General features: G+C 51.4%; 20 protein-coding genes and 1 tRNA gene. 13 read left to right on the top strand and 8 right to left on the bottom strand.

Annotation, left to right across the window (positions count from 1 at the left end; translation table 11 throughout):
• The 3 genes from ABRZ26_RS20145 to ABRZ26_RS20155 form a co-directional block, all read right to left on the bottom strand.
• On the bottom strand, positions 1 to 205 hold a 205-nt coding region (locus ABRZ26_RS20145; protein ID WP_319602908.1), incomplete at its 3' end, for a transposase.
• A 179-nt stretch (positions 206 to 384) separates the two neighbouring features.
• Positions 385 to 1,260: an integrase domain-containing protein gene (locus ABRZ26_RS20150; protein ID WP_319605910.1), complete on the bottom strand. Its 876-nt coding sequence runs from the start codon at positions 1,258 to 1,260 to the stop codon at positions 385 to 387.
• A gap of 805 nt (positions 1,261 to 2,065) precedes the next feature.
• Positions 2,066 to 2,311 carry a helix-turn-helix domain-containing protein gene (locus ABRZ26_RS20155; RefSeq protein ID WP_319605911.1) on the bottom strand — a complete coding sequence of 82 codons (246 nt, stop codon included), beginning with the start codon at positions 2,309 to 2,311 and terminating at the stop codon, positions 2,066 to 2,068.
• Positions 2,312 to 2,416: 105 nt separating this feature from the next.
• Here ABRZ26_RS20155 and ABRZ26_RS20160 point away from each other — a divergent pair, with 105 nt between their 5' ends.
• On the top strand, positions 2,417 to 2,680 hold the full coding sequence (locus ABRZ26_RS20160) for a helix-turn-helix domain-containing protein (protein ID WP_319605912.1): 264 nt from the start codon (positions 2,417 to 2,419) through the stop codon (positions 2,678 to 2,680).
• A gap of 102 nt (positions 2,681 to 2,782) precedes the next feature.
• Positions 2,783 to 3,052 carry a helix-turn-helix domain-containing protein gene (locus ABRZ26_RS20165; protein WP_319605974.1) on the top strand — a complete coding sequence of 90 codons (270 nt, stop codon included), beginning with the start codon at positions 2,783 to 2,785 and terminating at the stop codon, positions 3,050 to 3,052.
• Between the two features lie 5 nt (positions 3,053 to 3,057).
• On the opposite strand, the gene ABRZ26_RS20170 is transcribed toward ABRZ26_RS20165, so the two are convergent.
• The 4 genes from ABRZ26_RS20170 to ABRZ26_RS20185 form a co-directional block, all read right to left on the bottom strand.
• Positions 3,058 to 4,392, bottom strand: coding sequence for a tyrosine-type recombinase/integrase (locus ABRZ26_RS20170; RefSeq protein ID WP_413556353.1), 1,335 nt, complete (start codon positions 4,390 to 4,392; stop codon positions 3,058 to 3,060).
• 225 nt (positions 4,393 to 4,617) lie between these two features.
• Positions 4,618 to 4,693 (bottom strand) — tRNA-Gly (locus ABRZ26_RS20175).
• A 223-nt stretch (positions 4,694 to 4,916) separates the two neighbouring features.
• Positions 4,917 to 5,843: a D-2-hydroxyacid dehydrogenase gene (locus ABRZ26_RS20180; RefSeq protein WP_319605913.1), complete on the bottom strand. Its 927-nt coding sequence runs from the start codon at positions 5,841 to 5,843 to the stop codon at positions 4,917 to 4,919.
• Positions 5,844 to 6,025: 182 nt separating this feature from the next.
• Entirely contained in the window at positions 6,026 to 7,765 is a 1,740-nt protein-coding gene (locus tag ABRZ26_RS20185) for a glycoside hydrolase family 13 protein (RefSeq protein ID WP_319605914.1), read from the bottom strand.
• 817 nt (positions 7,766 to 8,582) lie between these two features.
• On the opposite strand from ABRZ26_RS20185, the gene ABRZ26_RS20190 reads away from it, so the two are divergent.
• The 10 genes from ABRZ26_RS20190 to ABRZ26_RS20235 all read left to right on the top strand — a co-directional run bounded on the left by ABRZ26_RS20190 (position 8,583) and on the right by ABRZ26_RS20235 (position 19,360).
• On the top strand, positions 8,583 to 9,806 hold the full coding sequence (locus ABRZ26_RS20190; RefSeq protein WP_319605915.1) for a hypothetical protein: 1,224 nt from the start codon (positions 8,583 to 8,585) through the stop codon (positions 9,804 to 9,806).
• 24 nt (positions 9,807 to 9,830) lie between these two features.
• Positions 9,831 to 13,226 (top strand): TIM-barrel domain-containing protein, encoded by a 3,396-nt coding sequence (locus tag ABRZ26_RS20195; RefSeq protein ID WP_319605916.1) that lies wholly within the window; start codon positions 9,831 to 9,833, stop codon positions 13,224 to 13,226.
• Between the two features lie 480 nt (positions 13,227 to 13,706).
• Positions 13,707 to 14,687, top strand: coding sequence for a 6-phosphofructokinase (locus ABRZ26_RS20200; RefSeq protein ID WP_319605917.1), 981 nt, complete (start codon positions 13,707 to 13,709; stop codon positions 14,685 to 14,687).
• Positions 14,688 to 14,696: 9 nt separating this feature from the next.
• Positions 14,697 to 14,987, top strand: coding sequence for a PTS sugar transporter subunit IIB (locus ABRZ26_RS20205; protein WP_319605918.1), 291 nt, complete (start codon positions 14,697 to 14,699; stop codon positions 14,985 to 14,987).
• A 16-nt stretch (positions 14,988 to 15,003) separates the two neighbouring features.
• Entirely contained in the window at positions 15,004 to 16,341 is a 1,338-nt protein-coding gene (locus ABRZ26_RS20210; protein ID WP_319605919.1) for a PTS sugar transporter subunit IIC, read from the top strand.
• A 64-nt stretch (positions 16,342 to 16,405) separates the two neighbouring features.
• Positions 16,406 to 16,678 carry a hypothetical protein gene (locus tag ABRZ26_RS20215; RefSeq protein ID WP_319605920.1) on the top strand — a complete coding sequence of 91 codons (273 nt, stop codon included), beginning with the start codon at positions 16,406 to 16,408 and terminating at the stop codon, positions 16,676 to 16,678.
• Between the two features lie 6 nt (positions 16,679 to 16,684).
• The gene (locus ABRZ26_RS20220) at positions 16,685 to 17,122 is read left to right on the top strand and encodes a PTS sugar transporter subunit IIA (RefSeq protein WP_319605921.1); all 438 of its coding nucleotides are present in this window, start codon (positions 16,685 to 16,687) and stop codon (positions 17,120 to 17,122) included.
• Positions 17,119 to 17,652 carry a P-loop nucleotide/nucleoside kinase family protein gene (locus tag ABRZ26_RS20225; protein WP_319605922.1) on the top strand — a complete coding sequence of 178 codons (534 nt, stop codon included), beginning with the start codon at positions 17,119 to 17,121 and terminating at the stop codon, positions 17,650 to 17,652. Before ABRZ26_RS20220 ends, ABRZ26_RS20225 begins: the two co-directional genes overlap by 4 nt.
• A 41-nt stretch (positions 17,653 to 17,693) precedes the next feature.
• Entirely contained in the window at positions 17,694 to 18,590 is an 897-nt protein-coding gene (locus ABRZ26_RS20230) for a tagatose-bisphosphate aldolase (RefSeq protein WP_319605923.1), read from the top strand.
• A gap of 83 nt (positions 18,591 to 18,673) precedes the next feature.
• Positions 18,674 to 19,360 (top strand): HAD family hydrolase, encoded by a 687-nt coding sequence (locus ABRZ26_RS20235; RefSeq protein WP_319605924.1) that lies wholly within the window; start codon positions 18,674 to 18,676, stop codon positions 19,358 to 19,360.
• Positions 19,361 to 19,474: 114 nt separating this feature from the next.
• Here the strand turns inward: ABRZ26_RS20235 and ABRZ26_RS20240 are convergent, their stop codons facing one another.
• The gene (locus tag ABRZ26_RS20240) at positions 19,475 to 21,406 is read right to left on the bottom strand and encodes an oxidoreductase (protein WP_319605925.1); all 1,932 of its coding nucleotides are present in this window, start codon (positions 21,404 to 21,406) and stop codon (positions 19,475 to 19,477) included.
• 880 nt (positions 21,407 to 22,286) lie between these two features.
• Between ABRZ26_RS20240 and ABRZ26_RS20245 the strand changes: the two genes are divergently transcribed.
• Positions 22,287 to 23,618 (top strand): extracellular solute-binding protein, encoded by a 1,332-nt coding sequence (locus ABRZ26_RS20245; protein ID WP_319605926.1) that lies wholly within the window; start codon positions 22,287 to 22,289, stop codon positions 23,616 to 23,618.
• Position 23,619 lies beyond the last annotated feature (1 nt).

Genomic DNA, 23,619 nt, shown 5'->3' on the forward strand with positions numbered 1-23,619 from the left:
TAAAGCGATTATAAACCGTTTTCCAGGAGCCATATCGCTCAGGTAAATCGCGCCATGGCGCACCAGAACACAACACCCAGAACATACCGTTGATGACTTTACGATGCTCAGCCCATGGGCGTCCGGCTCGTGGGGATGTAGGTTCAGCAGGCAGTAAGGGCTGGATGATGCTCCATGCTTCATCGGGAAGATCGTATCGGGCCATATCTCAAAGTGTTGTGGAAATAAGTAGTTACTATAGCTCAGATGATTAAGGGACACAGCCTAGGTTGTTTGTAGCGTCCGCCTCTGCCACATGGCCGGCTACCAGATTATATTGCGCTCAGATCAACGAAAATGCCAGATCGAGTATGAACCAGTCACTCCGATTTATTCAACGACACGCTACAGCCTTTTCCCATAAACCTGTGCTACATAACGCCCACGCCCATCCCCATGCCCTAAATCCATCGATACCAGCGCGCTGGCTTCCCGGTTGCTGAACCCCTGCTGCCGATAATAATGCATCGCATCCTGCGCCCATGCGTAACGCAGGCTGTGCAAAGAGTATTGTCCCTTTAGCCCTGCCAGAGCCGTTTGCGAGCGCCAGCGGTTCATGGCGCTTTTCAGATCCGGTTTATCAATCAGCCGACCGTTGCGAGCAGCGGTAATCGCAATCGCCTGATGCACTGCCTGCGTTAACGCTTCCCGATCCAGAACCCGTGTTTGTCGGGGCCGTCCGCCTTTGGTGCCGAATACTACCGTCAGTTGTTCGTCGCCTCGCTCCAGCACTGCGGCCCATGTCTGGAGCGACTGCGAGCACTGCACCGCTTCCTGCGAACGTAGGCCCATCATTCGAGCCAGTTGCAGCGTCAGCGCAAGTCCGGCGTCTTTCTGTTGCAGGATTGCCAGCGCCGCCTGATAGCACTCCGGCGTAATCGCCTGCCGCGTACCGTTCCGGCTGGCCCCACTCAGCCCTAACGTCTTGTTGCTCAGCCGTTCCGCATTCGCCAGCTTAGCCCACCCGGCAGTCCGTAGGATGACACGCACCGCCGCCATTTCATTATGCAGCGTACGCAAAGTAATTCCCTGTTCTAACCGTTCGGCGATATAGCATTCGATATGTTTTGCTTTCAGATGCTGCACTGTGCGAATCTGAATATTCAAAGACAGCAGGTGACTGGCAAGCCGCTCTGCAATTTTTAGTCGGTCATGTACCGTTTTATGGCTGCCGCCAGCCTGTCGGGCTAGCGTCTGTATTTCCCGGTTTAAACGTGACATATGCTATCCCCCATCCTCAATAACCTCTGTTCTCCGGCGCACGGCGATTTACGACACGGATTTGCCGTGCCGCACTGAACAATACCTGCGCGCCGGAGCGGCAGCGGTTGAGGTATGGCGGGGATATCGGTTATGCACTCGGTGCAGCCGCCTGCATCAGCAGGGTAATCCCCTCAGGCTAAGAGCCTGCCTCGGTATCGGTTCAGTCCTCCTCTGATAAGTAGGTTGATAAGAATTGACGCAGAAAATGTGCGTCAGATGACAGGTCGCGCCGGAAAACGCTGTGGCGCAAGGGCTGGCGCAGAGATCGTTATCGGCGTCACTTGCAACGGCTTTCAGCCGTATGAAGTGACGCCGCTGCCTCATGGATGCATTCGCTGAGGCAGCAAAAGGCCGCGGACGGTTGCGCCAGTCACTGGCGATAAGAGTGTAAACACGCATCAGCGCGTAAACGGACAGCAACGAAGCGATAGCTTCACGAACTGGATGCAGCTCTGGGCTGCTAAGGTCAGGTAGCTGCCGTCGCCGAAGCGAGCACCCGCAGAATGGCAGCGATGGCGGGCTGGGTGTAGACCTCACAGGCCGAGCCTGTGCGTTGCCTTGAAGGTCGTGGCAACATGGGATGCTGCTTCTCGCAGCGATAAAGCACTAATAACTTACTGCGCCAGCCTTCCCGCATCAAGCGGCTAACGCGCTGCGCTTGTTGGCTCCCTAACGGATTTCCATTCCATAGAAATCCGTTAGGGAGCGCCGAAATCCACCAGCGCAAAATGTAAAGTTTTGTGAATTTACGCCGGACGAGCCTTTACTCTGACTCCCCTGCCCTACCCCGTCCGCGCCCGGTGTTTTGGTAGCGCGAAGGCCAGATCTCTTCGGGGCGTTTATTCAGCGCTTCGGCGATCAGGCGTTCGCCTTTCGGCCAGTGTCGTGTCAGCGCGTTTGCCAGCGTGGACGATGCCAGCCCTGCCTCTCTGGAAATCGCCGACAATGTTGTTCCCTGCTTTCTTAAACTTGCAATGATATCCGCCGGATGCCAGTCATTACCGTCCATTTTCCCTTCCCCTATGCCGTTATCGCCAAATGTTCAGCACCTCTAAACAACTACGATGTTAAGTAATGCTAAACAGTAAGTCAATATCCGGCCACGGCGTTGACTATGCTTCCTGTACGGCTTAAATCCGCGCGGCTTAATGCGCATCTCACTCAAGAAAAACTGGGAATACTGGCGGGCATCGAAGAGGAAACCGCACGTTCGCGCGTCTCGCAATATGAAAACGGGATACATCGCCCGACATTTGAAATGATGTGCGCCTTTGCGAAGGTGCTGAATGTACCGGAAGGCTATTTCTATACCGTCGATGACAAATTTGCGGAAATGCTGCTCGATCTTTACCGCCAATATAAAACGCACACCTTTTGATCTTTCTTTTTTGGCAAACCACGCCTGTTCAGGGACTCTAAGCAACTCATATGTAAAGCAATGCTAAACATGGCATCACTACGGATGATTAATGGTGCCAGTATGTTACCTACTCGCCTTAAAGCGGCCCGTTTACGAGCCAAAATGACGCAGGAAAAATTGGGAGTGCTTGCAGGTATTGAAGAAGCGACCGCACGATCGCGCGTCTCTCAGTATGAAAGCGGCACACACCGCCCGACTTTTGAAATGATGTGCGCCTTTGCCCGCGTTCTTAATGTGCCTGAAAGTTATTTTTACACCGTCGATGACGGCTTCGCAGAACTCATCCTGAAATTATATGAAGGCGAAGCCGTTCAGTGGAAAAAGGGATAAGTCGCTTAGCGCAAAATAACCTCGCGCAACAACGGCGATCCCTCAGCAGTCCATATCCCACTGTTCGCCGTCATGCCAAACGCGCCGATGCCCCGCGTCGCAGCGCTTTTCGTCACCGCTTCCCCACCTTCCCACCGATCCAACCTGTCGGCCCATTCCTGCATCATCATCCGCCGCTGCTCAACGTAAACCTCATGGTTATAAGCGGCGCGGATCTTATTAGGATCGGCATGAGATAGTTGTACCTCGATCCACTCTTTCGGATAACCGAGTTCGTTTAACGCCGTCGAGATCGTCGCCCGAATACCGTGACCGGTTAGTCGATCCGCATAACCCATACGTTTCAGCGCGCTATTAAGCGTATTTTCGCTGATGCGCTTTTGCAGGTTGTTGCAATTGGGAAGCAGGTAGCGTTGCGCCGGTCGTCGCTTCTGCAACGTTAAAAGCGCTTTCACGATGTCGATGGCCTGTCGCGGCAGCGGCACCACATAAGCCGGAACGCTGTTACCTTCCCGGCGCATCCTGACCTGCAGCTGTTTGACCGACGCGGGCGGAATAATCCACAGCCCACGTTTAAGATCGAACTGGTCAGGTTCGGCAAGGCGCAACTCGCCGGTACGCACGCCGGTCAACAACAGCAGACGTAAGCCCTGTTGGGTTGTCTCCTGCCCGTTGTAGTCGCGCAGCTTGCGCAAAAACGACGGTAACTCATCCATGCGCAAGAAAGGATTATGCGTCACCGGCGGTCGGGGCGCGGCCACAATATCCAGATCGCTGGCCGGATTGTAGCGCACGCCTTTTTCCACTTTGGCATAGCGGAATAGTTGATTCAGCCACGTTCTTACTTTCTCTGCGGTAGTAAATGCCCTACGCCGCTCTATCCGGCGCAAGACGTCCAAAATATGTGACGGCTCAACGTCGAAAATCGGCAGGCTACCCAGCGACGGCAGCACGTCTTTAGCGAAAATGCGATCGATCTGCGACAGCGTACTTTGTCGTCCGCGCTCCAGACTCAGCGCCTTGAAGTCGCGCCACTGGCGGAACACTGCATCAAAGGTATTTTGCGCCGCAACGTTGCACTGCTGGCGATAGCTACGCGGATCGTTACCCGCAGCCAACTGCGCACGCAATTCGTCACGCTGCTGGCGTGCCTGTTTCAGGGAAAGGGCGGGATAAGAACCGAGCGAGATTCGCTGCTGTTTACCCTGCAACGAAAAGCGGAAGTGCCATTTCTTCGCGCCTTTACCGGTCACGAACAGTGACAGCCCATCGCTATCGTTCAGGGTATAGGCTTTGCCGGTGGTGCGGGCCTGCCGGGCGACGGCATCGGTTAACGCCATAGGGGTTGCCTCCTTCAGTGCTGAAGAGAGGTGTACCGCGCACAGCGAAGCGGCTCAGCAAACAATCCGCACTCGCCGTTCACCCGATTTTCGTGTACTAATTTGTGTACTACTTCGGCGTGGTTGACGGTGGTTTTCAGTGGATTTCGCTGGAGGCTCAACAGAGCGACTACCCTGTTGAATCAGAGAGCTACAGACTTTGGTGGCTGTCTATAGAAAAGAAATTGGAGCGGGAAACGAGACTCGAACTCGCGACCCCGACCTTGGCAAGGTCGTGCTCTACCAACTGAGCTATTCCCGCATGCGGTGCGCTGTATTATCTCTCAGTTCCGCTGAAAAGCAAACTTAACGGGCCTGGAGTGATGCATTGTCCGCAAAATGCACCTAACCGCATGAATGTTATCACTATAATTCATGAGGCGGGCGGCATTATGTCCCAATCTGCGCAGGCTGACAAGGGTTTTTCAGCAAAAATTCGCTTCATCGCCACGCCGGCGCAATACCGTCTCATCATCGGCAAGGATTCAATATTCCTTGGCGAAATCCACTTCCCCGCGTAGCGCGTCGCCGCGCCGGAAGCGCGCCAGGTTGTCCAGAAACAGGCGGACGAGCAGCGCTGGAACCATCGGACCGGCGACATGCGCGGTGATCGTAAGGTTGGGCGCCTGCCAAAACGGATGGGACTCAGGTAAAGGCTCCTGCCGGAAAACATCCAGCACTGCGCCGGCAATCTGTTTATTGTGCAACGCCGCGAGTAAATCCTCATCAACCACCGCCGTTCCCCGCCCTACGTTAATGAACAGGGCTGATGTTTTCATCGCGGCAAACAGCGCGGCATTGTAGATGTCCGTTGTTGCGGCGGTATCAGGCAAGAGGTTGATCACGTAGTCGGCATCCTGAACGGCGGTTTGCAGTTCGTCTATCCCCGCGACGCGCTTAAAGGAAGGTAACGGCCGGGGCGTATTCACAATGCCATAGAGCGCCGCGCCGAAAGGTTGCAGGAAACCCGCCACCTCGCCGCCAATCTCGCCGGCCCCGACAATCAGCACCTTTTTGCCGGCCAGCGATCCCGGTAAACGGCGATTCCATTCCCGCTGATTCTGGCTGCGCTGCCGCTCGTCCAGCTGTAATTCATGTCTGAGCAGTTGGGCGATAACATACTCGGCAATCGGCTGACCAAATACGCCGACCGCCCGGCTCAGCCGGTAGTCGCGCGGCAATCCCGCGGCCAATAGCGGCTTGAAACCCGCCCAGGTGGATTGCAGCCACTCAGGTTTAGCGCCCCGGGCCAACAGCGCGGCGGCGACATCCGGCTCGCCGAGCCAGACGGCATAACGGTTCGCCTGTTCCGTGGTGCCGTCCGATAACGCCAGCTCAATCGGCGCGGCTTCATCATGCAACTGCGCGCGTATTTCCTCAACACGAGGATCCAGCAGAAGAACCGTGGTCATCATCTCTTCCTTACGCAAAAAACAATACATAAAAGGAGAATAACAGCGTAACCGCTAAGAAGAAAACCTCAATGCGCGGTCCAAAAAGACGGGAAAGGCGAACCCGCGTCCGCCTCTTTTTATCGGTCGATGAAACCATCAGTAAGGCCATATCCTGCCTACGTTCGCAGGCAGGATAAAAGCTATATTTGGAAAATGACCGCCTGCCAGGGCTTCATCGTCAGGCGGCTGTCACCCGACGCGGCCGCCGGTTCAGCGCGGTTGCTGATTAACGTCTTGACGATTTTTTTGCCATCAGGGATATCCCATTCAACATTATCATGGCTGAAATTGATCGCCACCAGATACTGTTGATCTTCCAGGGTGCGGGTATAAGCGAACAGTTGATTATGCTGCGGATCAAGATCGCGATATTCCCCGTAGATCAAAGCGGGCGCCTGGCGCCTTAGCGCAATCAGTTCGCGATGATAGTTATACACGGAATCCGACTGGTCAATCTGCGAAGCGGCATTAATTTGCCTGTAGTTCGGATTAACCGCCAGCCACGGAGTGCCTTCGCTAAAGCCGCTATTCACCTCTTCGCTCCATTGCATCGGCGTTCTGGCGTTATCGCGGCTGGTCTGGCTCAGGTGTTGCAGGAACTCATCCGCCGTCACTTGTCCGCTTTCCACCAGCACCTTCCACAGCCCCCGAACTTCGACGTCCTCAAAATCCGTCACCGTCCTGAAAGGATAGTTGGTCATTCCCAGTTCATCGCCTTGATACAGGAAAGGCGTGGCGCGCTGGGTTAGCATCATCGTCGCCAGCGCTTTGGCGGATAAAACGCGCCACCGATCGCTGTCGTCGCCAAAATGCGAAACCGCGCGCGGGTGGTCGTGGTTGCTCAAAAAGCTGGTATTCCATCCCAAACGTCCCGACCGATCGATTTTCTCAAACGCCGCTTTTAACTGCGGCAATGTCCAGTCCGTCTTACGCCAGTTATCCCGATCGAGACGAACGATATCGAAATGAAACAGCATATTGAGTTCATTGCGGTCGGCGTTGATAAATTTCGGCGTATCCTCAAAGGTTACGCCAAAGGCCTCGCCCACCGTCATGGTATCGTAGCGGGATAACACTTCCCGGTTCATTTCCTGCAAATATTCATGAATACGCGGCCCGTGGGCAAAGACTAATTCCGAGTGCGTTAATTTATCCGGCGGCAAATCAGGCAGGCCGTCCTGTTTGGAGATAAAGGGAATCACGTCCATACGAAAACCAGAAACGCCTTTATCCAGCCAGAAGCGCATGATGTCGTACACTTCCTCACGTACTTTTTTATTTTCCCAATTCAAATCCGGCTGTTTTTCCGCAAAATAGTGCAGGTAATATTGTCCTGTCGCGTCGTCTTTTTTCCAGGCCGAACCGCCGAAGAAAGAGGGATAATTATTCGGCGCATCGCCATTACGACCGTCCCGCCAGATATAATAATCGCGATACGGATTCTCTTTCGACTTTCTGCTTTCCTTAAACCATTGATGCTCGTCGCTGGTATGATTTACCACCAGATCGATAATTAATTTCATATTCCGACGTTTTATTTCGCTCAACATTCGATCGAAATCTTCCATCGTACCGAACTCGGCCATGACTTTTCGATAATTGCGGATGTCGTAGCCGTTATCCGCATTAGGCGAATCAAAATGCGGACTCAGCCAAATAACATCAACCCCCAGATTCTTTAGATAATCCAGTTTCTCGGTAATGCCGTTGAGATCGCCAATACCATCGCCATTGCTGTCATTAAAAGAGCGCGGATAAATTTGATAAACGACCGCCTCTTTCCACCACTTTGCGTCTTGCGGCGGAATTGCCTGGGCGGACAGCGTGATGCCGGCTAACGATATGATCGCTGCCGGCTCACGGATATGCATGTTGGCCATCTTAATTCCTCTTTGTGAACATGTTCGTTTTCAGTGCGCTGAAGCACAAGCTGAAAGGTTCCAGCTCATTCTGGCAGCTTCTAAACAGTCTAAACTGTGAGCTGGTTAACATCTAACAGGATACATCGAATCTTTATTTAATAGGCTGATAATAATGGATGATCTTAACTTTATTTATTACATTCTTTTACCATTAGTGATAGTATTTAGAAAAATAAAACAATTAATCACAAAATAAAAAGATATTTACCGCAAAACGCCCGTTCAAACAGCGTTGGAATAAAAACAAATAAGATTATATTTTGGTGGATTAAAGGCCATTTTTGATAATATTCCGTGTAAGTTTTTGACCAGGAACAGGGAATTTCACCAACCGAAGGCTACAATGCCGACTGGAATAAGGGATAACCCAATGCTAAAGAAGCAGTAATGTCATGCTGAGTTGAAAATAACTAGGATCAGTCTTAATTAATAAGTTGTTCACTTGCTATATTATGAATCTACTTTATCCACCACCCAGCATTTACCCATAGGATTATCGCGTCCGGCGTTTAAATTCTCCATAACGCCGCCAATAATAGCGCGATAAAACAATTAGCAAGCAAATAAATCCTTATGGAAACATATCGACTTATTACGTAATTATCATTTACGGGATAAATTGCGCCATTACGGGAGTCATCTGATTGACGGATTAAATCAACCACCCCGCCGACAAGTCGCAGAATGAATAAATAAAATGGCGACAAGATTCGGCATCCGTTATTTCCCGCGCAAATAACAAGAATTGTTAACTAAGAAATAATTAGAGGCCAATATGAATACTCGATTAAAAAACCCAAAGGCGAATCTTCTTCCTTTAACGGACAAAGAGAGCATTCCCTCTTCGCTGTCCCGGCGTAAATTCATTCTTTATGGCGGATGCGTCGCGGGGACGATGGCGCTGGCCGGCGCGCCTAAAGTCATGGCCGGCAACGGCGTTAATAAGCCTAAGCCAGCGAATTGCCCGCCGGGCGTGATCGGCACATCCTGCGTCGCGACCGATAAAACGCTGGCGCCGGGCGCCAACCCGGCCGCGCCGGCGACCTTTACCATCAAACCGGCGACAGGGGAAAATATCGTTTCGGAATATCCGTTTAACGGCAGCATGCTCTACGGGGCGATGGTAAGCAGCCTGCATGAATTTGATACCAGCAGTCTGTTCGCCCATCAGGATAATGCCGATATCATATTGACCAATCTGGGGCCGCAGCCTGTGTTTGTCTCAGCCAGCGCCGAGATCAACAACGATCTCCAGAACGATACCCCGCTACGACGCCTCATTCCTTCACTGCAAAGCGTGATTATCCGGGCCGGCGCGGTGATTACCAGCGCCGACGCCGCGGCAAACGGGCTGATTTCATTGATTCAGGTACGCAGCACCCGCAATGTTGAGACGGATGTATTTTCCCAGGAAACAAACTGGGCCAAATATGCGTTCCCGGCAGGTATGCCCGCGCTGCCGCTCTGGATCTCCAACCAGCTCCATCTGGCGCATCAAATCCAGGTGAACCCGTGGCATTTGGTCGGCCTGCCGGCTCCCGCGGGCAGCAAAGCCTTACCCTATGAGCTATACGCCAACCTCTGGTGGCTGCCGGCCGGCGCGGATGCGGGGATCCACGCCGCGCATGGCAGCAATTTCCTAGAAGTGCATACGCAGTTGATTGGGTTTGGCCGCATGCAGAAATTCACCAACATGGCCAAAGCCCGTGCAGCCATTGCCGGTAAACGCGTCATCCAACCGGAAGGCGGCATGTTCTCGCCTTTCGATACCGGAAAAGCCTTCCCGGAAATGTATGAGGAATTCAGGCTGGCGCCCGGCAATTCCCATCTGCCGATGCCGCTGGTCAAGGATTATGACGGCTGGAAAGGCGAATCCGACATCTGTAAAAACGCCAGCATGGACGATCCCTGCTTCCACTACCCGCCGCATCAGTACTACGCCGACACCGATAGCGTCTGGATTGCCTTCGAATTTCACCGTTCAGCAGACAAAAGCTAATCGACAACCAAGGACAGCGTAGTCATGAATAACAGAAAACTTCCGAACGCGTGGCGGCCTTATAACACCTATGATTATGTGCCGGTTGAGGAATGGTCCGTCGGCGACGATATCGAACTGTACTCGGTCTACTGGGACGGCAAGCCGCATTCTCCCGGCGGATTCGATAGCGACTGGACTATCTATATTAACGCCAAGGCCCGATCCGGCGCCACGAACGACGAGCGCAATGTTTGTCTTATTCTACAGGTCACCTCCTGCCGGAAAGATGCCTTCAGGGTGCGTTTTTCCCCTTCCGCCGCATCAATAGAGGATTATCCGGATAAAGTTTATGGCCCGGTCGTGGCCGAACGCCTCGACCGTATCCGCCGGCACGAACAGGCGGCGGGCTATAAGCCAGTCCTGCGCTGGAACCGCAACGGCGTCAGCGTGCAATTAAGCGCGATACAAATCCAGTTTGTCAGAGCTGACGACGGCCTGCTGGCGATACGCATCAAACGCCTGTCGGACGGCGCAATCACCGATATCTCCTCCGGCCCCTTGTTCCACGCCAAACCCGGCGTCGGCACCGTGGCGAACATGAAGCGCCGGGCGGAGTCGGCCACGCACTACTTCGGTCTGGGCGAGATCCTTAATTATAATCTGACCGGCAAGCACAACCCGGAGGCCGGCGCAGCCAAAGGGGACAGCTACGGTTACTACGGCGGCTCGCGGCTCGATCATAGCGGCGAGCAGGTCACCTGCTACAATTACGATAATCTTTGGTACAACCAGCCCGAGGTTTTTCCGCGCAGCGTCCCTTATCGGGATGCCTTCAAAGCCACCTCCTGCGTCCCGCAATACCTTAACGCGCCGTTTTATATCGAACGGGCCGGCATTAACGGGCGTCAGCAGTTTCTGGGCGTGTTTCTCGATAATACCGGACAGAGTTATTTTTCCTTCAAGAACCCCGCTCGCGATAAAACGGCCGTTGAAGCGGGCGTGCAGCAGGGAGAATTCGATTGCCATTACATGTTCGCGGAACAGGCGGCCAAGGTACTGGATGCCTTTACCTACCTGATGGGACGAGGCAATCCCGGCGCGGCGTCGCCGGACGAATTGACGCTCAACGACCGTGCGACCATGCCGCCCAAATATATCTTTGGCTATTTTCAGGCCAAATACGGCTTTCCCGGTCTGCTGCGCCCGCAGGGAGAAAACGATCCGCTGAAAGTCTATGTTGAGGATATCGTCGAAGGCCATCGGCAGGCGGATATCCCGATAGAAGGACTGGGGATTGATATCGACATTCAGGAAGATAAAAAAGTCTTTACCATCAAGGATAGCTTCTGGTCCGGCGGCAAGGTCGGCGAAGGGATCTCGGTTTTCGACTGGGCGGCGCAATTCAATCTGCAATGCCAGACCAATATCACGCCGTTTATCCGGGCGGATAAGGTGGCCTACCATCCCGGCGACAGGACGAAAAAGCAGTATGAAACCGTGCAGGGTCTTATCCGCAACGGTTACTGCGTCCAGAATGAGGGGGAAGCCAACATCCCCAAATTCCGCGGCCCCAAAAATGAAAGCGATTATCCGGGGCTGACGTACACCCGAATTGGCGAGGTCAACTACCCCGATCAAAACGTGCTGGTTCTCGACTACGGCATTAACGCGCAAACGGCGGAACGGGACATGATCGGCGCGGTGGTGACCGATTACGGTAATCCGGACGCCGCCCGTTTTTGGGGCGATCAGTACGCCTATTTGCTGAAAAACGGCCTCGGGTTCGTCTGGCAGGACATGACGGTTCCCGATGCGATGCCCCACGTGGAAGACGGCAATAACTTCGCCGATACGGAGTCGCCGCGCAATCAGTTCGGCTGGTCGCTGAGCGGCGAAGCGCCGGACGACGACAGAAGGCGCACCAATACCTTCAACTGGCGCAGCTACCACGGTCAATTGCATCTGACCGATCCTCGTTTCGGCGACGGGCGTAAAACGCCTTTTGTCGAGTTGCGCAATTTCCACGCCTATATGCTGGCGAAATCCACCTATGAATATGGGCTGACGGCCCATGAAGATCTGCTGAAAAGCTATAAACGCAGCTACATCATCTGTCGCAGCGGCTACCCCGGACTGCAACACTATGCGGGACATTGGGTCGGCGATAATGCCTCGACCTGGCACCACCTTCAGGCGACCCTGCCCATGCTGCTTAATCTCGGCATGTCCGGTCTGCCGATCGCCGGCACCGACGTCGGCGGTTTCGCCCCCGGCGAAGCGCCGGAGGATCCCGGCAGCATATTATTCAACGGCAACCAGAATCGGAATCACAACCCGATGGTTTACGACCGACTGGTGCTGGGCGCCGACGACGTCGATATCGGCGCGATTTGCGAGCAGGAGTTGATGACGCGCTGGGTTCAGGCCGCCTGTTTAATGCCGTGGATGCGTAACCACTACGATGCGATGAAACCCTATCAGGAGATTTATCACTATACGGGGAGGGCGGGCGAGCAGCGAACCTTCAGCGAGATCATGGCCGCCTTTATCCGCTTTCGGGTACGCTGGCATCATCTGTTGTATGACGCGATGTATCAGAACACCCGCAGCGGCGCGCCGGTCATCAAAGCCATGAGCCTGTGGGAGGGGGACGAAGCGGTATTCAGCGAGAGCAATCGCGATATTCTCGCCACGCAGTTCTTTATCGATAACTCGGTCATCGTGGCGCCGATCCTGACGCGCAGCCTTAACGGCGATGCCGCCTATGAGGTCGAAAAAACGGTCTATCTTCCCGCCGGCGGGCAGGAGACGATCCACTGGTTCAGGTATAACGTGCTGGAAGACACGGCGGATATCGACCATCCCATCGCCGGCGGCAAGCAGGTTAAGGTCATCGCCGACATTACCGACCTGCCGCTATTTATCCGTGAGGGCGCCATTATTCCCGAACGGCATAGCCAGTCGGATCTGAAGGCCGCATTCAAAAACATTCAGGTGCTGGATAAGTTTAAGCAACCGCTCGTTCTGTCGGTTTATCCGCTGGAAAAAGCGGCGACGGCCGATTACCAGTTGTATTGGGATGACGGCGGCGTCACGCGTTCGGCGGAACGAAACGGCGTCTTTTCCGTTATCGATATCCATCAGCAATATCAACAATCGGCCGCCGAGGGAGAAACGCGGGTCATCAGCGTCACGCCGCGCAAATATGACTATCCGCTGCATGAGTTTATCTACTTGCGCATCCGGTCAAACCACTCTGCCGCGCGCCGCATCACCATCGGCGCGGCGACAGTGGACGACTGGCTGGAATCGACGGATAAACTGTTTTCGCATCAGGGCGAGGCGGCGCATAGCGATCAGCGCGGCAGCATCTGGATAAAAGCCCGCACCGGTCAATTATCTTCCGATAAACCCTTGATCGTGAGTATTTCGCTGTGAGCGATTGATCGCTGAGTGGGAAAGCGGCAGGGAAACAAGGATGTTTTCCGTTCGCTTGATGGAAAAGCAGCGCCTGCCCTTCCCCGCTTATCCTCTACTTCCCCGCCGAATTGACGCAATTCCTGCGTTTGACCAGCGAAACAAATGGGGCGATCGTGATAAAAACGCGTCCGAATCGCAAATAACCGTGAAATAAATCACAAAAACAAACACAGACGCTGAGCGAAAAACCCGCGATCAGCCGCCATTGGGCGACAAAAAAACAAAATAATTAAAAACAGCCAATTACACGGCTTTGCTAAAAATCCGCACGCAAAATAAAGCGATTCACTTCACACTTTTGCACCTAGAAAAGCGCTGTCAATACGTAACAAGGCCAACAAACGTTGCATAAATGCGACTTCCTTCAAAAAAAACAATTTTCCCATCATTAACAATCAGTCTACATTTTCGTTGATATCCAACAATCGGGGAGATGCCATGAAAATAGGTTTAGTCATTAGTGGCGGTGATGTCAGCGGTATCAATAATTTTCTGTTTCAGGTCTGTCGGATGACCGAATCTGAAATTGTGATTTTTGACGGAGGTATTAACGGGCTGATAGATAACGAGTTCAAAGAAATTTCATGGCGGGATTTGGTTGATTTTTCCATATCGCCCGTCCCCTTGATTGCCTCAGGCAGAAAAGAAGATAAATGTAGAAAGTCAGACTATGAAAAGATCGCCAAAAATATACGTCAAAGAAAGATTGACTCGCTGATCATGGCAGGGGGCGACGGTTCTTTTCAGTTTTTAAAAACGCTCAGTGGATATGGCGTTAATTGCTATGGCATTGGGATGACGATTGATAATGATATTACCGGCAACAGCTACACGATAGGATTTTCCACCGCCTGTGAACAGGTCATCAGTGAGGTGGGGAAATTAAGGAATACCGGCCGAGGATTGCCCGGACGAGTGTTTATGATAGAACTGCTTGGCGGCTACTGCGGCGAACTGACGTTGCAGGCCGCATTGAAAAGCAATGCGGATATCGCCCTTATTCCTGAATCGCCCTGGGATATTGATGTTCTGGCAGAAAAAATCAAGAGCAAGATAAAAACACAGAACAGCGTCATTATATTATGTTCGGAGGGATATACCAAAGAATACACGCCGGGTTTTCAAGGCGCGATTGATACCATGATTGGCAAAATAGAACATAAGATCGGCATCAGAATAAGAAAGACCATTCTGGGCTATGGGTTAAGAAACGGCCTTCCAACCGGAGAGGAAATTATACAAGGCGCTATCCTGGCCGAAGAAGTCGTCAGATGTATCAATACCAACCTGACGAATAAGATAATTGTTATAAATCACAATAATAAAGCTATACCGATCGACCTTGAAAGTTCCGATAAACGATTAGTCGATAAAGAGAGTAACATCTATAAGCTTGCCAAAGTAAATAACCTTATATGAGGTAATATTATGCTTAAAGTACTCTGCGTATGTGGCTGCGGCCTCGGCTCAAGCTTTGCCATTGAAATGAGCGCAAAATCCGTATTCCAAAAATTAGATATTGACGCGGATATCAGCCATACAACGGTTTCGGAAGCCTCGGCGTTAAAATATGACATTATTCTCACTCAGAAAGTGTTCGCCGACATTATTAACTCAGACGCCAGCGAGGAAGATAAAAAAAGAGTCATTATATTAAATAAACTCACCGATAAGCGTGAAATAGAAGAAAAAATCCTGGCCTATATTAACTCGATCTGAAAGATGAGGTGATGAAGTGGATACTATTATCAATTTCCTGGTGAAGGATTTATTGGGCCAAGCATCTATATTAATTGCATTAATAGCAATGATTGGCCTCATCCTGCAAAAAAAATCCGTCGGAAAAACGCTGGAAGGCACATTTAAAACGCTTCTGGGTTTTCTGATAATGATGGCTGGCATCAATATCATCGTTGATGCATTAACCTTCCTCAACAATATCTTTACCAGCGGCTTTGGTATGAAAGGATATATTACCGATGTCGCCGCAATCGCCGGTTTGGCGAACCGCGAACTGGGCTCCCAGGTCGCCCTTACGCTGCTGGTGATTTTCGTCGTTAACATTATCATTGCGCGGATTACGCCGTTCAAATACATCTTCCTGACGGGTCAGGCACTACTGTGGATGGCGACCATCGGTACGGTTATCGGTTATAAATCAGGACTGACAGGCGCGGCGTTGATTCTTACCGGCGGGATATTCGGCGGCATCATGGCGGTATTGATGCCGGCATTAGCCCAACCGATCGTGCGCAAAATCACGGACTCCGATGATGTGGCGCTAGGTCATTTCTGTACTATCGGCTATCTGGTTCAGGCCGCGGTCGCCCGCGCGATTGGTAAAAACTCGAAATCAACGGAAGATTTGGAATTACCTGATAATTTCAAGTTTCTCCAGGATACGTACCTGTCGATGGCGGTAATAATGATACCGATGTATCTTATCCCAGCCGTTGTCGCCGGTCCGACGTATATCGCCCAGTTTGCGGGCGGCACGAATTACCTGATGTATTCATTCATGCAATCGATGCAGTTCGTCACCGGCGTTTTTGTATTGTATAGCGGCGTACGCCTGCTGCTTAATGAGCTGGTTCCCGCTTTCCGGGGCATCGCCATGCGGTTAGTGCCGAATGCGAAACCCGCGCTTGATTGTCCGGTGTTGTTCCCCTATGCGCCTAATGCCGTTATCGTCGGTTTTCTGGCTACGACGGTAGGATCCATTCTTGGCATGATCATCTTTCCTCTCTTCGGTCTCGCCATGATCCTCCCAGGCCTGTTAACCAACTTCTTTGCCGGCGGCGCCGCCGGAGTGTTCGGCAACGCATTAGGCGGCAGAAGGGGCGCGATTATCGGGGGCGTCGTCCATGGGTTGTTTATTACTTTCTTACCGGCGATCCTGGTGCCGTTACTCGAAACATTCGGCTTTATCGGCGTCACGTTCAGTGATTCAGATGTTATAAGTACCGGTCTTATATTAGGCCATGCTTTCCAGAATGACTGGCCGTTCGTCATTGGATTCATTGTCTTTGTCACTATCGTTGCCTACCTGGCAAACAGAAAGCTGACTAAATAAAAGTCATTGCCGCCGCATATAACTGAATAATGACATCACATGGAAAAAGATGTGAGGAGGCGCCATGTTCGCAAAGTTAAAAGAACTCTTCAATCCAGTTAAACAGAAAGAAGAAACTGAAAATGATGAGTCGATACAGAAAATCGAGCAGGAATTATCAGATCTGGAATTACGCTTATCACAAAACCCTGCTGATAGCGCCATTCAAAAACAGCTGATGATTAAATACAACCAGGCTATTCAGGCCTTCTCAAATAGCACGCGTCATCGGAATAAGGTTGATGATGTTTTCGTAAAAATCGATGAACTAAGGAATACCATTCGCAAAAATATATGAGGTCTTATGAGCATTAGAAAATTCCTTGCAGAAAGTAAATACATCCAGGTCGGGATAAATGTCAGCTCATGGACAGATATGATTGAGAAAGCAGCGCAACCATTAATAGAGGGCGGCTATGTTACACCGCAATATGCGACCGCCATCATTAATAACACGCTGGAATATGGGGCATATTATGTTTTTGACGAAGGTATCGCCATTCCGCATGCCAGACCGGAATGCGGAGTACTGAAAAACTGCTTTAGTATGGTGACGCTCCGTGATCCCGTCTCCATTAATGGCAGCGAACCCGTGGATATTATTATCATGTTTGGCGGAGTAAACAGTGATGAACACATTACCGACGGCATTGCATCGATTGTAAATCTACTGGAAAAGGACGATACGTTATCTCAAATCAGACGAGCCGCAACAATTGATGAAATTATTGGGTTATTATGAAAAAACTGATTTTAGTTAATGGCATACCGGCATCAGGAAAAAGTTCAATATCCAGAGTCATTTCTGCATATTTTAATTTTCCTGTCTTGGGTATCGATGACATAAAAGAACCATTTATGGTTCAGTTCTCTAAAACCATTGATAGAACATTGAACAGGAAACTGGGCTATGCGGCCTATGAATCCATGTTCAATATTGTCAAAGCATCGCCGCCGGAAAGTGTTTTTGTTATGGATGCCTGGTTTGGATTCCGTGAAAAATCCGTGTTATCGGATTATCTGGAACTGTGCGGGGTAAAAAAAACGCTGGAGGTTTGGAATAACATATCACCTGAACTCGTTGCGAAGCGCTATAAGCAGCGTTGCTCTGCGCGTGTTAAAGGCCATCCGGGTGAAGAATATATTTCCGAGTTAATTATTTTAGCTGAAAAGGCACAACCCATGGGGATCGGCGATATTTATACCGTCGACCAGGATAAGGGAGTAAATAACGAAGATCTCATTTCATGGGTTAAACACCGCTTAATTTAAATAGCCTGAAATAAATCATCTATTGCATGAGGAATTAACCAATGAACAAAATGTCAACAGCAGAGCGTCGTGGTTACCAAATGATTTGCGACGCCACAGGTTCAATGATGGTTGTTGCTTGCGATCAGCGCGGCGGAATGAGAACGCTATTGGCCGACACCGTGGAAGAACAGTCGAAGATCAGCAATGAAACGTTAGGGAAAACGAAATACGACATCGCCAGTTATCTGGCGTCGGAAGCGGGATGTGTCCTGGTCGATCCGATTTGCGCCGTGCCGGGCATTATTGATGAAGGCGTATTGCCGCGCAATACGGGGCTGCTGGTCGGTCTGGATGCCTCCGGCTGGGAAACCTCCCCCGAAGGTTATCGCATTTCAAAAATGGTTGCAGGCGTCAACGCTCGAAAGGTCCGTGAACTGGGCGCAACCGGCGGCAAGATTATGATCTATTTACGCATGGATACGCCTGAAGCCAATACCGCCAACCTGGCGACGTTACGCGATATTATTGACGATTTCGCCCGTGAAGACCTCTTCCTGGTGGTGGAGTTTCTGACTTACAAACTGGAAAATGAAAGCCAGGAAGAATACCAGGGCAAAATTCCGCAACTGATTCAGGATGGCTGCAAGGCATGTATCGAATGCGGCGCCAAAGTACTGAAAATTCCCTATCCGGGTTCGGAAGCGGCCTGCGCCAAAGTCACTGAAATCTGCGGTGATATTCCCTGGGCCGTTTTATCCGCCGGCGTCGATCACGCGACATTCCTAAAGCAGGTCGATATTTCACTGCGAAACGGCGCATCCGGCGTGATCGCCGGGCGTTCACTGTGGAAAGATTGCATATCCCTTGATCGACAGGTTTCCAAAGAAAAATTATCATCGATAGCCGTCTCCCGTTTACGGGATATTCAGAAATTACTGGCGAAATATAAAAAATAACCGTTCGCCATGTGATGGCATATGTTGATAATCAGGCCGTTGATTGTCCAATCCGCGGCCGGCAACGCATTAAGGCAACACGAATGAATAGACCGGATTTGTTGATATTTGACTGCGATGGCGTACTTATCGACTCAGAAATAATAGGGATAAATCTGACCCGATCCCTCTTAAAACAGCACGGCGTCGATATCGGTTTGGCGGAATTCGCGGCCGAATATAGCGGGCTTTTATGGGATGATCTGATTAATAAAGTCAAAAGCGATAAGCGTATCGACATTCCAGCCAGCATTCATCAAGATTTCCATCGCGCCCTGTTAAAACAGTTCGAAGAAAAACTAACCAGAATTCCAGGTAGTTACGAGGCGATCAGCGAAATAGCCGCCAGGAAATGTATTTGCTCGAACTCAAGCACAGAGCAATTAAATTTTACGCTCGCCTTAGTGGGGCTGACGCCGTTATTTTCGCCGAATATATTCTCCGCCGTCGATCTCGGCCCGGGACGTTCGAAACCTCAGCCTGATATCTTCCTGCACGCCGCCGAGGCAATGCAAGCCACTCCGGATAACACCATTGTGATTGAAGACTCCGTCCATGGCGTAACGGGGGCGAAAAAGGCCGGCATGTATGTGATTGGTTTTACGGGCGGCTCGCATACCTATAGCAATCATCAAGAAAAGCTCAGGGCGGCGGGGGCGGATGTCGTCATCAATTCAATGTATCAGCTATCCAATGAACTCGCGCGTTTCGGTCGTCGCGCCGTAAAGTAGGCATTGATCATTGCGCACGATCTTCGACTTTATTACCCCGCAGGCTGCCGATATCCGCGCTGCACGAATATCCCCCGCCGCATCGACGGGGGATTGAGTTCGCCACTTTCCGCCTTAGGCGATGCTCATACCGGCATCAAAGCCTTCTCTGGCCGCAACCAGCGCATTGCTGGTTTTCACCGCGCCGCCGATGACAATGGTATTGTCAATCACGCCATCCAGTTCGCTCACCAGGTCTTTGACCGGCGTATAACCCAGCGCAATCACCACGGTATCGGCATCGAGTGAAAAATGACCCTGGGCGTTTTCCAGATCCACCTGACCCTCGCGGATCTCGCACAGCTTGGTATTCAGGTATTGTTTAACCCCATACTCGTCCAGTATGGCCATCAGATGCAGCTTACTGACGCCGTCCAGCTCCTGGAGCAGGCGATCGCGCATTTCGATAATGGCGACCTCTTTTTGCTGCATAGCCAGATGCGCCGCGGTTTCGCCGCCGACCTCGCCGCCGCCGGCGATAACGACGCGCTTGCCGGTCGTCACGTTGCCCAGCAGAACGTCTTCAGCCAGCACCACATGCGATTGCTTGATCCCTTTGATCGGCGGCACCGCCGGTTTCCCGCCGGTGGCGATAATCACGCTGTCCGGACGGTCTTTTTCCACAATCGCTTTCGTCAGTTCGGTGTTATAGCGAATATCGACGTTGAGTTTATCCAACTCACGGGTCAACCAGGCGGTATAGGTCGCCAGTTCGCCTTTACCCGGCGGATAGGCCGCGGAGCGGAATTGCCCGCCCAGATGGCCGGTTTTTTCAAACAGCGTCGCCTTGTGGCCACGCACCGCCGCGATGCGCGCCGCTTCGAGTCCCGCCGGACCGCCGCCGGCGATATACACGCGTTTCGGCTCTTGTACTTTGCTGTAGTCCAGCTCCGCTTCACGCCCCAGAGACGGGTTGACCAGGCAGGTAAAGGGAACGCCGAGGGGCAGACTGGCAAGGCAGCCCTGCATGCAGCCCAGACAGTAACGAATCGACGCCGTATCGCCCGCTTTCGCTTTGTTGGGAAGATGCGGGTCGGCCAGCGAGCCGCGGCCCATGGCGATAAAATCCGCTTTTCCCATCGCCAGAACATTATCCGCCATGCGCGGGTCATTAATTCTATTGACCGCGATCACCGGAATATTCACCATTTTTTTCAGCTCTTCGCAAAAAGAGACCGCCCAGGCATGACCGACATACATCGGCGGCACGGTGCAGGATTTATTATGTTCGCCATACACGCCCATCGTCACATGCAACGCATCGATTCCCCAGTCTTCGAAGATTTGCGCCAATACGCGGGTTTCGGAAATATCGCGGCCGCCGACAAATCCTTCGTCCGCGGAAATACGAATCGTGACCGGATAATCATCGCCCACTTCACGACGAACGGTTTGATAGATTTCTTTTAAAAACTGAATTCGGCCATCCAGGCTACCGCCATATTTATCCGTTCTTTTATTGGCGTAAGGCGATAAGAACTCCGCAATTAAATAACCATGCCCGGCATGAATTTCTACGCCATCAAAACCCGCTTGTTTTACCCGACGGGCGCAATCGCCGAAGTCTTTGACCAGCGATTGAATTTCCGCATCCGTTAACTCTTTGGGCATTTCCTGTAATGCCGGACAGGGAATGGCCGAAGGCGCAACGGGTTGCACGCCGCCATTTACCTTGTGGGAAGTCTGTCGACCCGCATGATAAATCTGCGCGAAAATTTTACTCTCGTATTGATGAATGGTATCCGTTAATTTTTTATGGCTGGGAATTTGCTCATCCCGCCAAAGACCGCCAATATGTTCACAGCCCATGCCATGTTCATTAACCGCATAATTCTCTGTAATAATCAGTCCCCAGCCGCCTTTTGCCTTCTCTTCATGATAGGCGATGTAGCGATCGGTCACGGTGCCGTCGCTGTTGCAGAGATCGCTCACCATCGCGGGAACCACAAGGCGATTGGGAATAATACATTGATTGATTTTTCCGGGTTGAAACAATTTCTTAAACATATTTCTCACGTATCCTAATAACGAATGTAAAATATATCATTCGAATTAAATCATTAGTGTTCCTTCCAGATAGAACATCCTCGCCAAAATTATAGTAATTATCAGGATTAATAGCGAATATCTCGCGACGAAAATACACCTATCAATGATCTTCCATAAGTTAATCCGCCAAATTAATCCTATAAACCGCCATCCATACACATTATCTTCTGGTTGTTATAACACTGTGATTACATATATATATTCTATTTTACAGCAGGCGAAATATCATTAACCCAATAAATCCGGAGCGAAGCATTTCGTCTGAATAAAATATTGTTGCAATATATTAAAAATAATCCACCAATGCGAATGAGATATATTTTCAGCGTTCTCGGTTAGTCAGCGTTTGAATAGATACAGAGGCGTCCAGACTGTCTAACCCGCCATCCGCACGTTCCCTGTCCGGCGCGACGACGATGGTTTTCCCGCCGGTGAAGCGATTTCACTCCAGTATCCTGTTAACCGCTTGGGAAAACCGGGCTTTCGCAACGCGATCCGGGCATGTCGAAGTTTTCACCCGCGCATTCGGGCGGAAGACAGCCGGCCCGCGCCGGAAATGCCGTTTCCAGAACAGGGATAGTTACCCATCAACGCGATATTAATACATTAACCTGTAAAGCCTTGCGCGAAAAAAGCATATGGAATTAATGCATAAAATTATCAATGAAAATCAATAAAGTACTCTGTGATTCCTTGTCTTATTCAGAAAACACATAAATTATTCTATTTATGTCATAGACGCTATTCATCCCAGCATATTAGTTTCCAAGAAAACACGACATTCGTCGCCATAATTTAATAAGTCAGTGTTACTTTTATAAATACCAGGGGATAATGCATGACCAAACACTCTTTTTTTTCGCTTTCCGGCGCGGCATTCATCGCGCTGCTCGCCGTCTCTCCCTTTTCTTCCGCAGCGAATAGCGATACGGTAAAAATTGTCATCAACCAGTCCCCGTGGCTGGATGGTTTCAAGAAAACCGTCGCCAAATATAATCAGGAGACGGGCAACAATGTTACCGTAGACACCGTACCCTATTCCGGATTGCTGGATAAAATCCGCACTTCCGTGCGGGCAAAGGAAGGCATCTACGATGTCACCATGATTGACGTCAACTGGCTGGGCGAGATCTATAGCGGCGGGTTTCTGACGCCGATAAAAGAGATCGAAGCCGATTACCAATTGCCGGATCAGGTATTAACGTTCGGCGATGCCCTATATTGGGATAAGGCGCGCGCGGTATTTAATAAACAGACCGGCGATTTATATACTTTCCCCGTTACCGCCAATCCGCAGCTTTTTTATTATCGTAAAGATATTTATGAAAAAGAGGGCGTCAGCGTCCCCAAAACCTGGGATGAATTAACCGCCAATATTAAAAAATTACATCAACCGCCGAAACAATACGGTTTCCTTACCGAGGCGGGGCCGCAGGATATCGTCTTTCGCATTACGCCTTTTCTGCTGTCGGCCGGGGGCGGGGTATTCAAAAATCCGCTTGAGGGTGATTTCAGCGTGATCCTGAACAGCCCGGAATCGCTGATCGCGCTGAAATATTATATTTCCATCGCCAAAGCGGGCTATAGCAATCCCGGTTCTCTGGCGCAAGGCGAGCTGATTCAACTGTTCGCCACCGGCAAAGCCGCGCAGGCCAATATCGTCGCCGCCGCGCGCGGGCCGCTCAGCAACCCGGATAGCTCGATCGTCACCGATAAGTTCGGCGTGGCGGTGATCCCCCATCCGGCTGACAAGAGCGGCATTTATGCGGCGGGCCACTGGGTAGGCGGCATACCGCATAACATTCCGGCCGCCAACAAGAAAGCCGCGCTGGCATTCTTCAAATGGTACGAAGAGCAGGCCAGTCAGGTTTATCTGTACGAAGCCGGTGGCGTTCCCGTGCGTTCCGATCTGATCGGCGTAGCCAAAGATCCGCTGAATTTTCTGCCGGCGTTAACCGAGGCGACGTCCAGGGCGGAAATCGTCACGCCGATCAAAGAATCCGCCCAGATTAATGCGCTGATAGGGTTGCAGCTTTACAAGGCGCTAAACGGCGAGATCTCGCCGGAGCAGGCGCTGAATAACGCGGCGAAAGCGGTTTACGATCTGGTGTCGGCGGCGGGCTACAACACCCGGCAACTCCCCGAATTGTCCGGCGCATCCGCCCAGTAAG

This window comes from Brenneria sp. L4-2C (genome assembly GCF_040240335.1).
Lineage (GTDB): Bacteria > Pseudomonadota > Gammaproteobacteria > Enterobacterales > Enterobacteriaceae > Brenneria.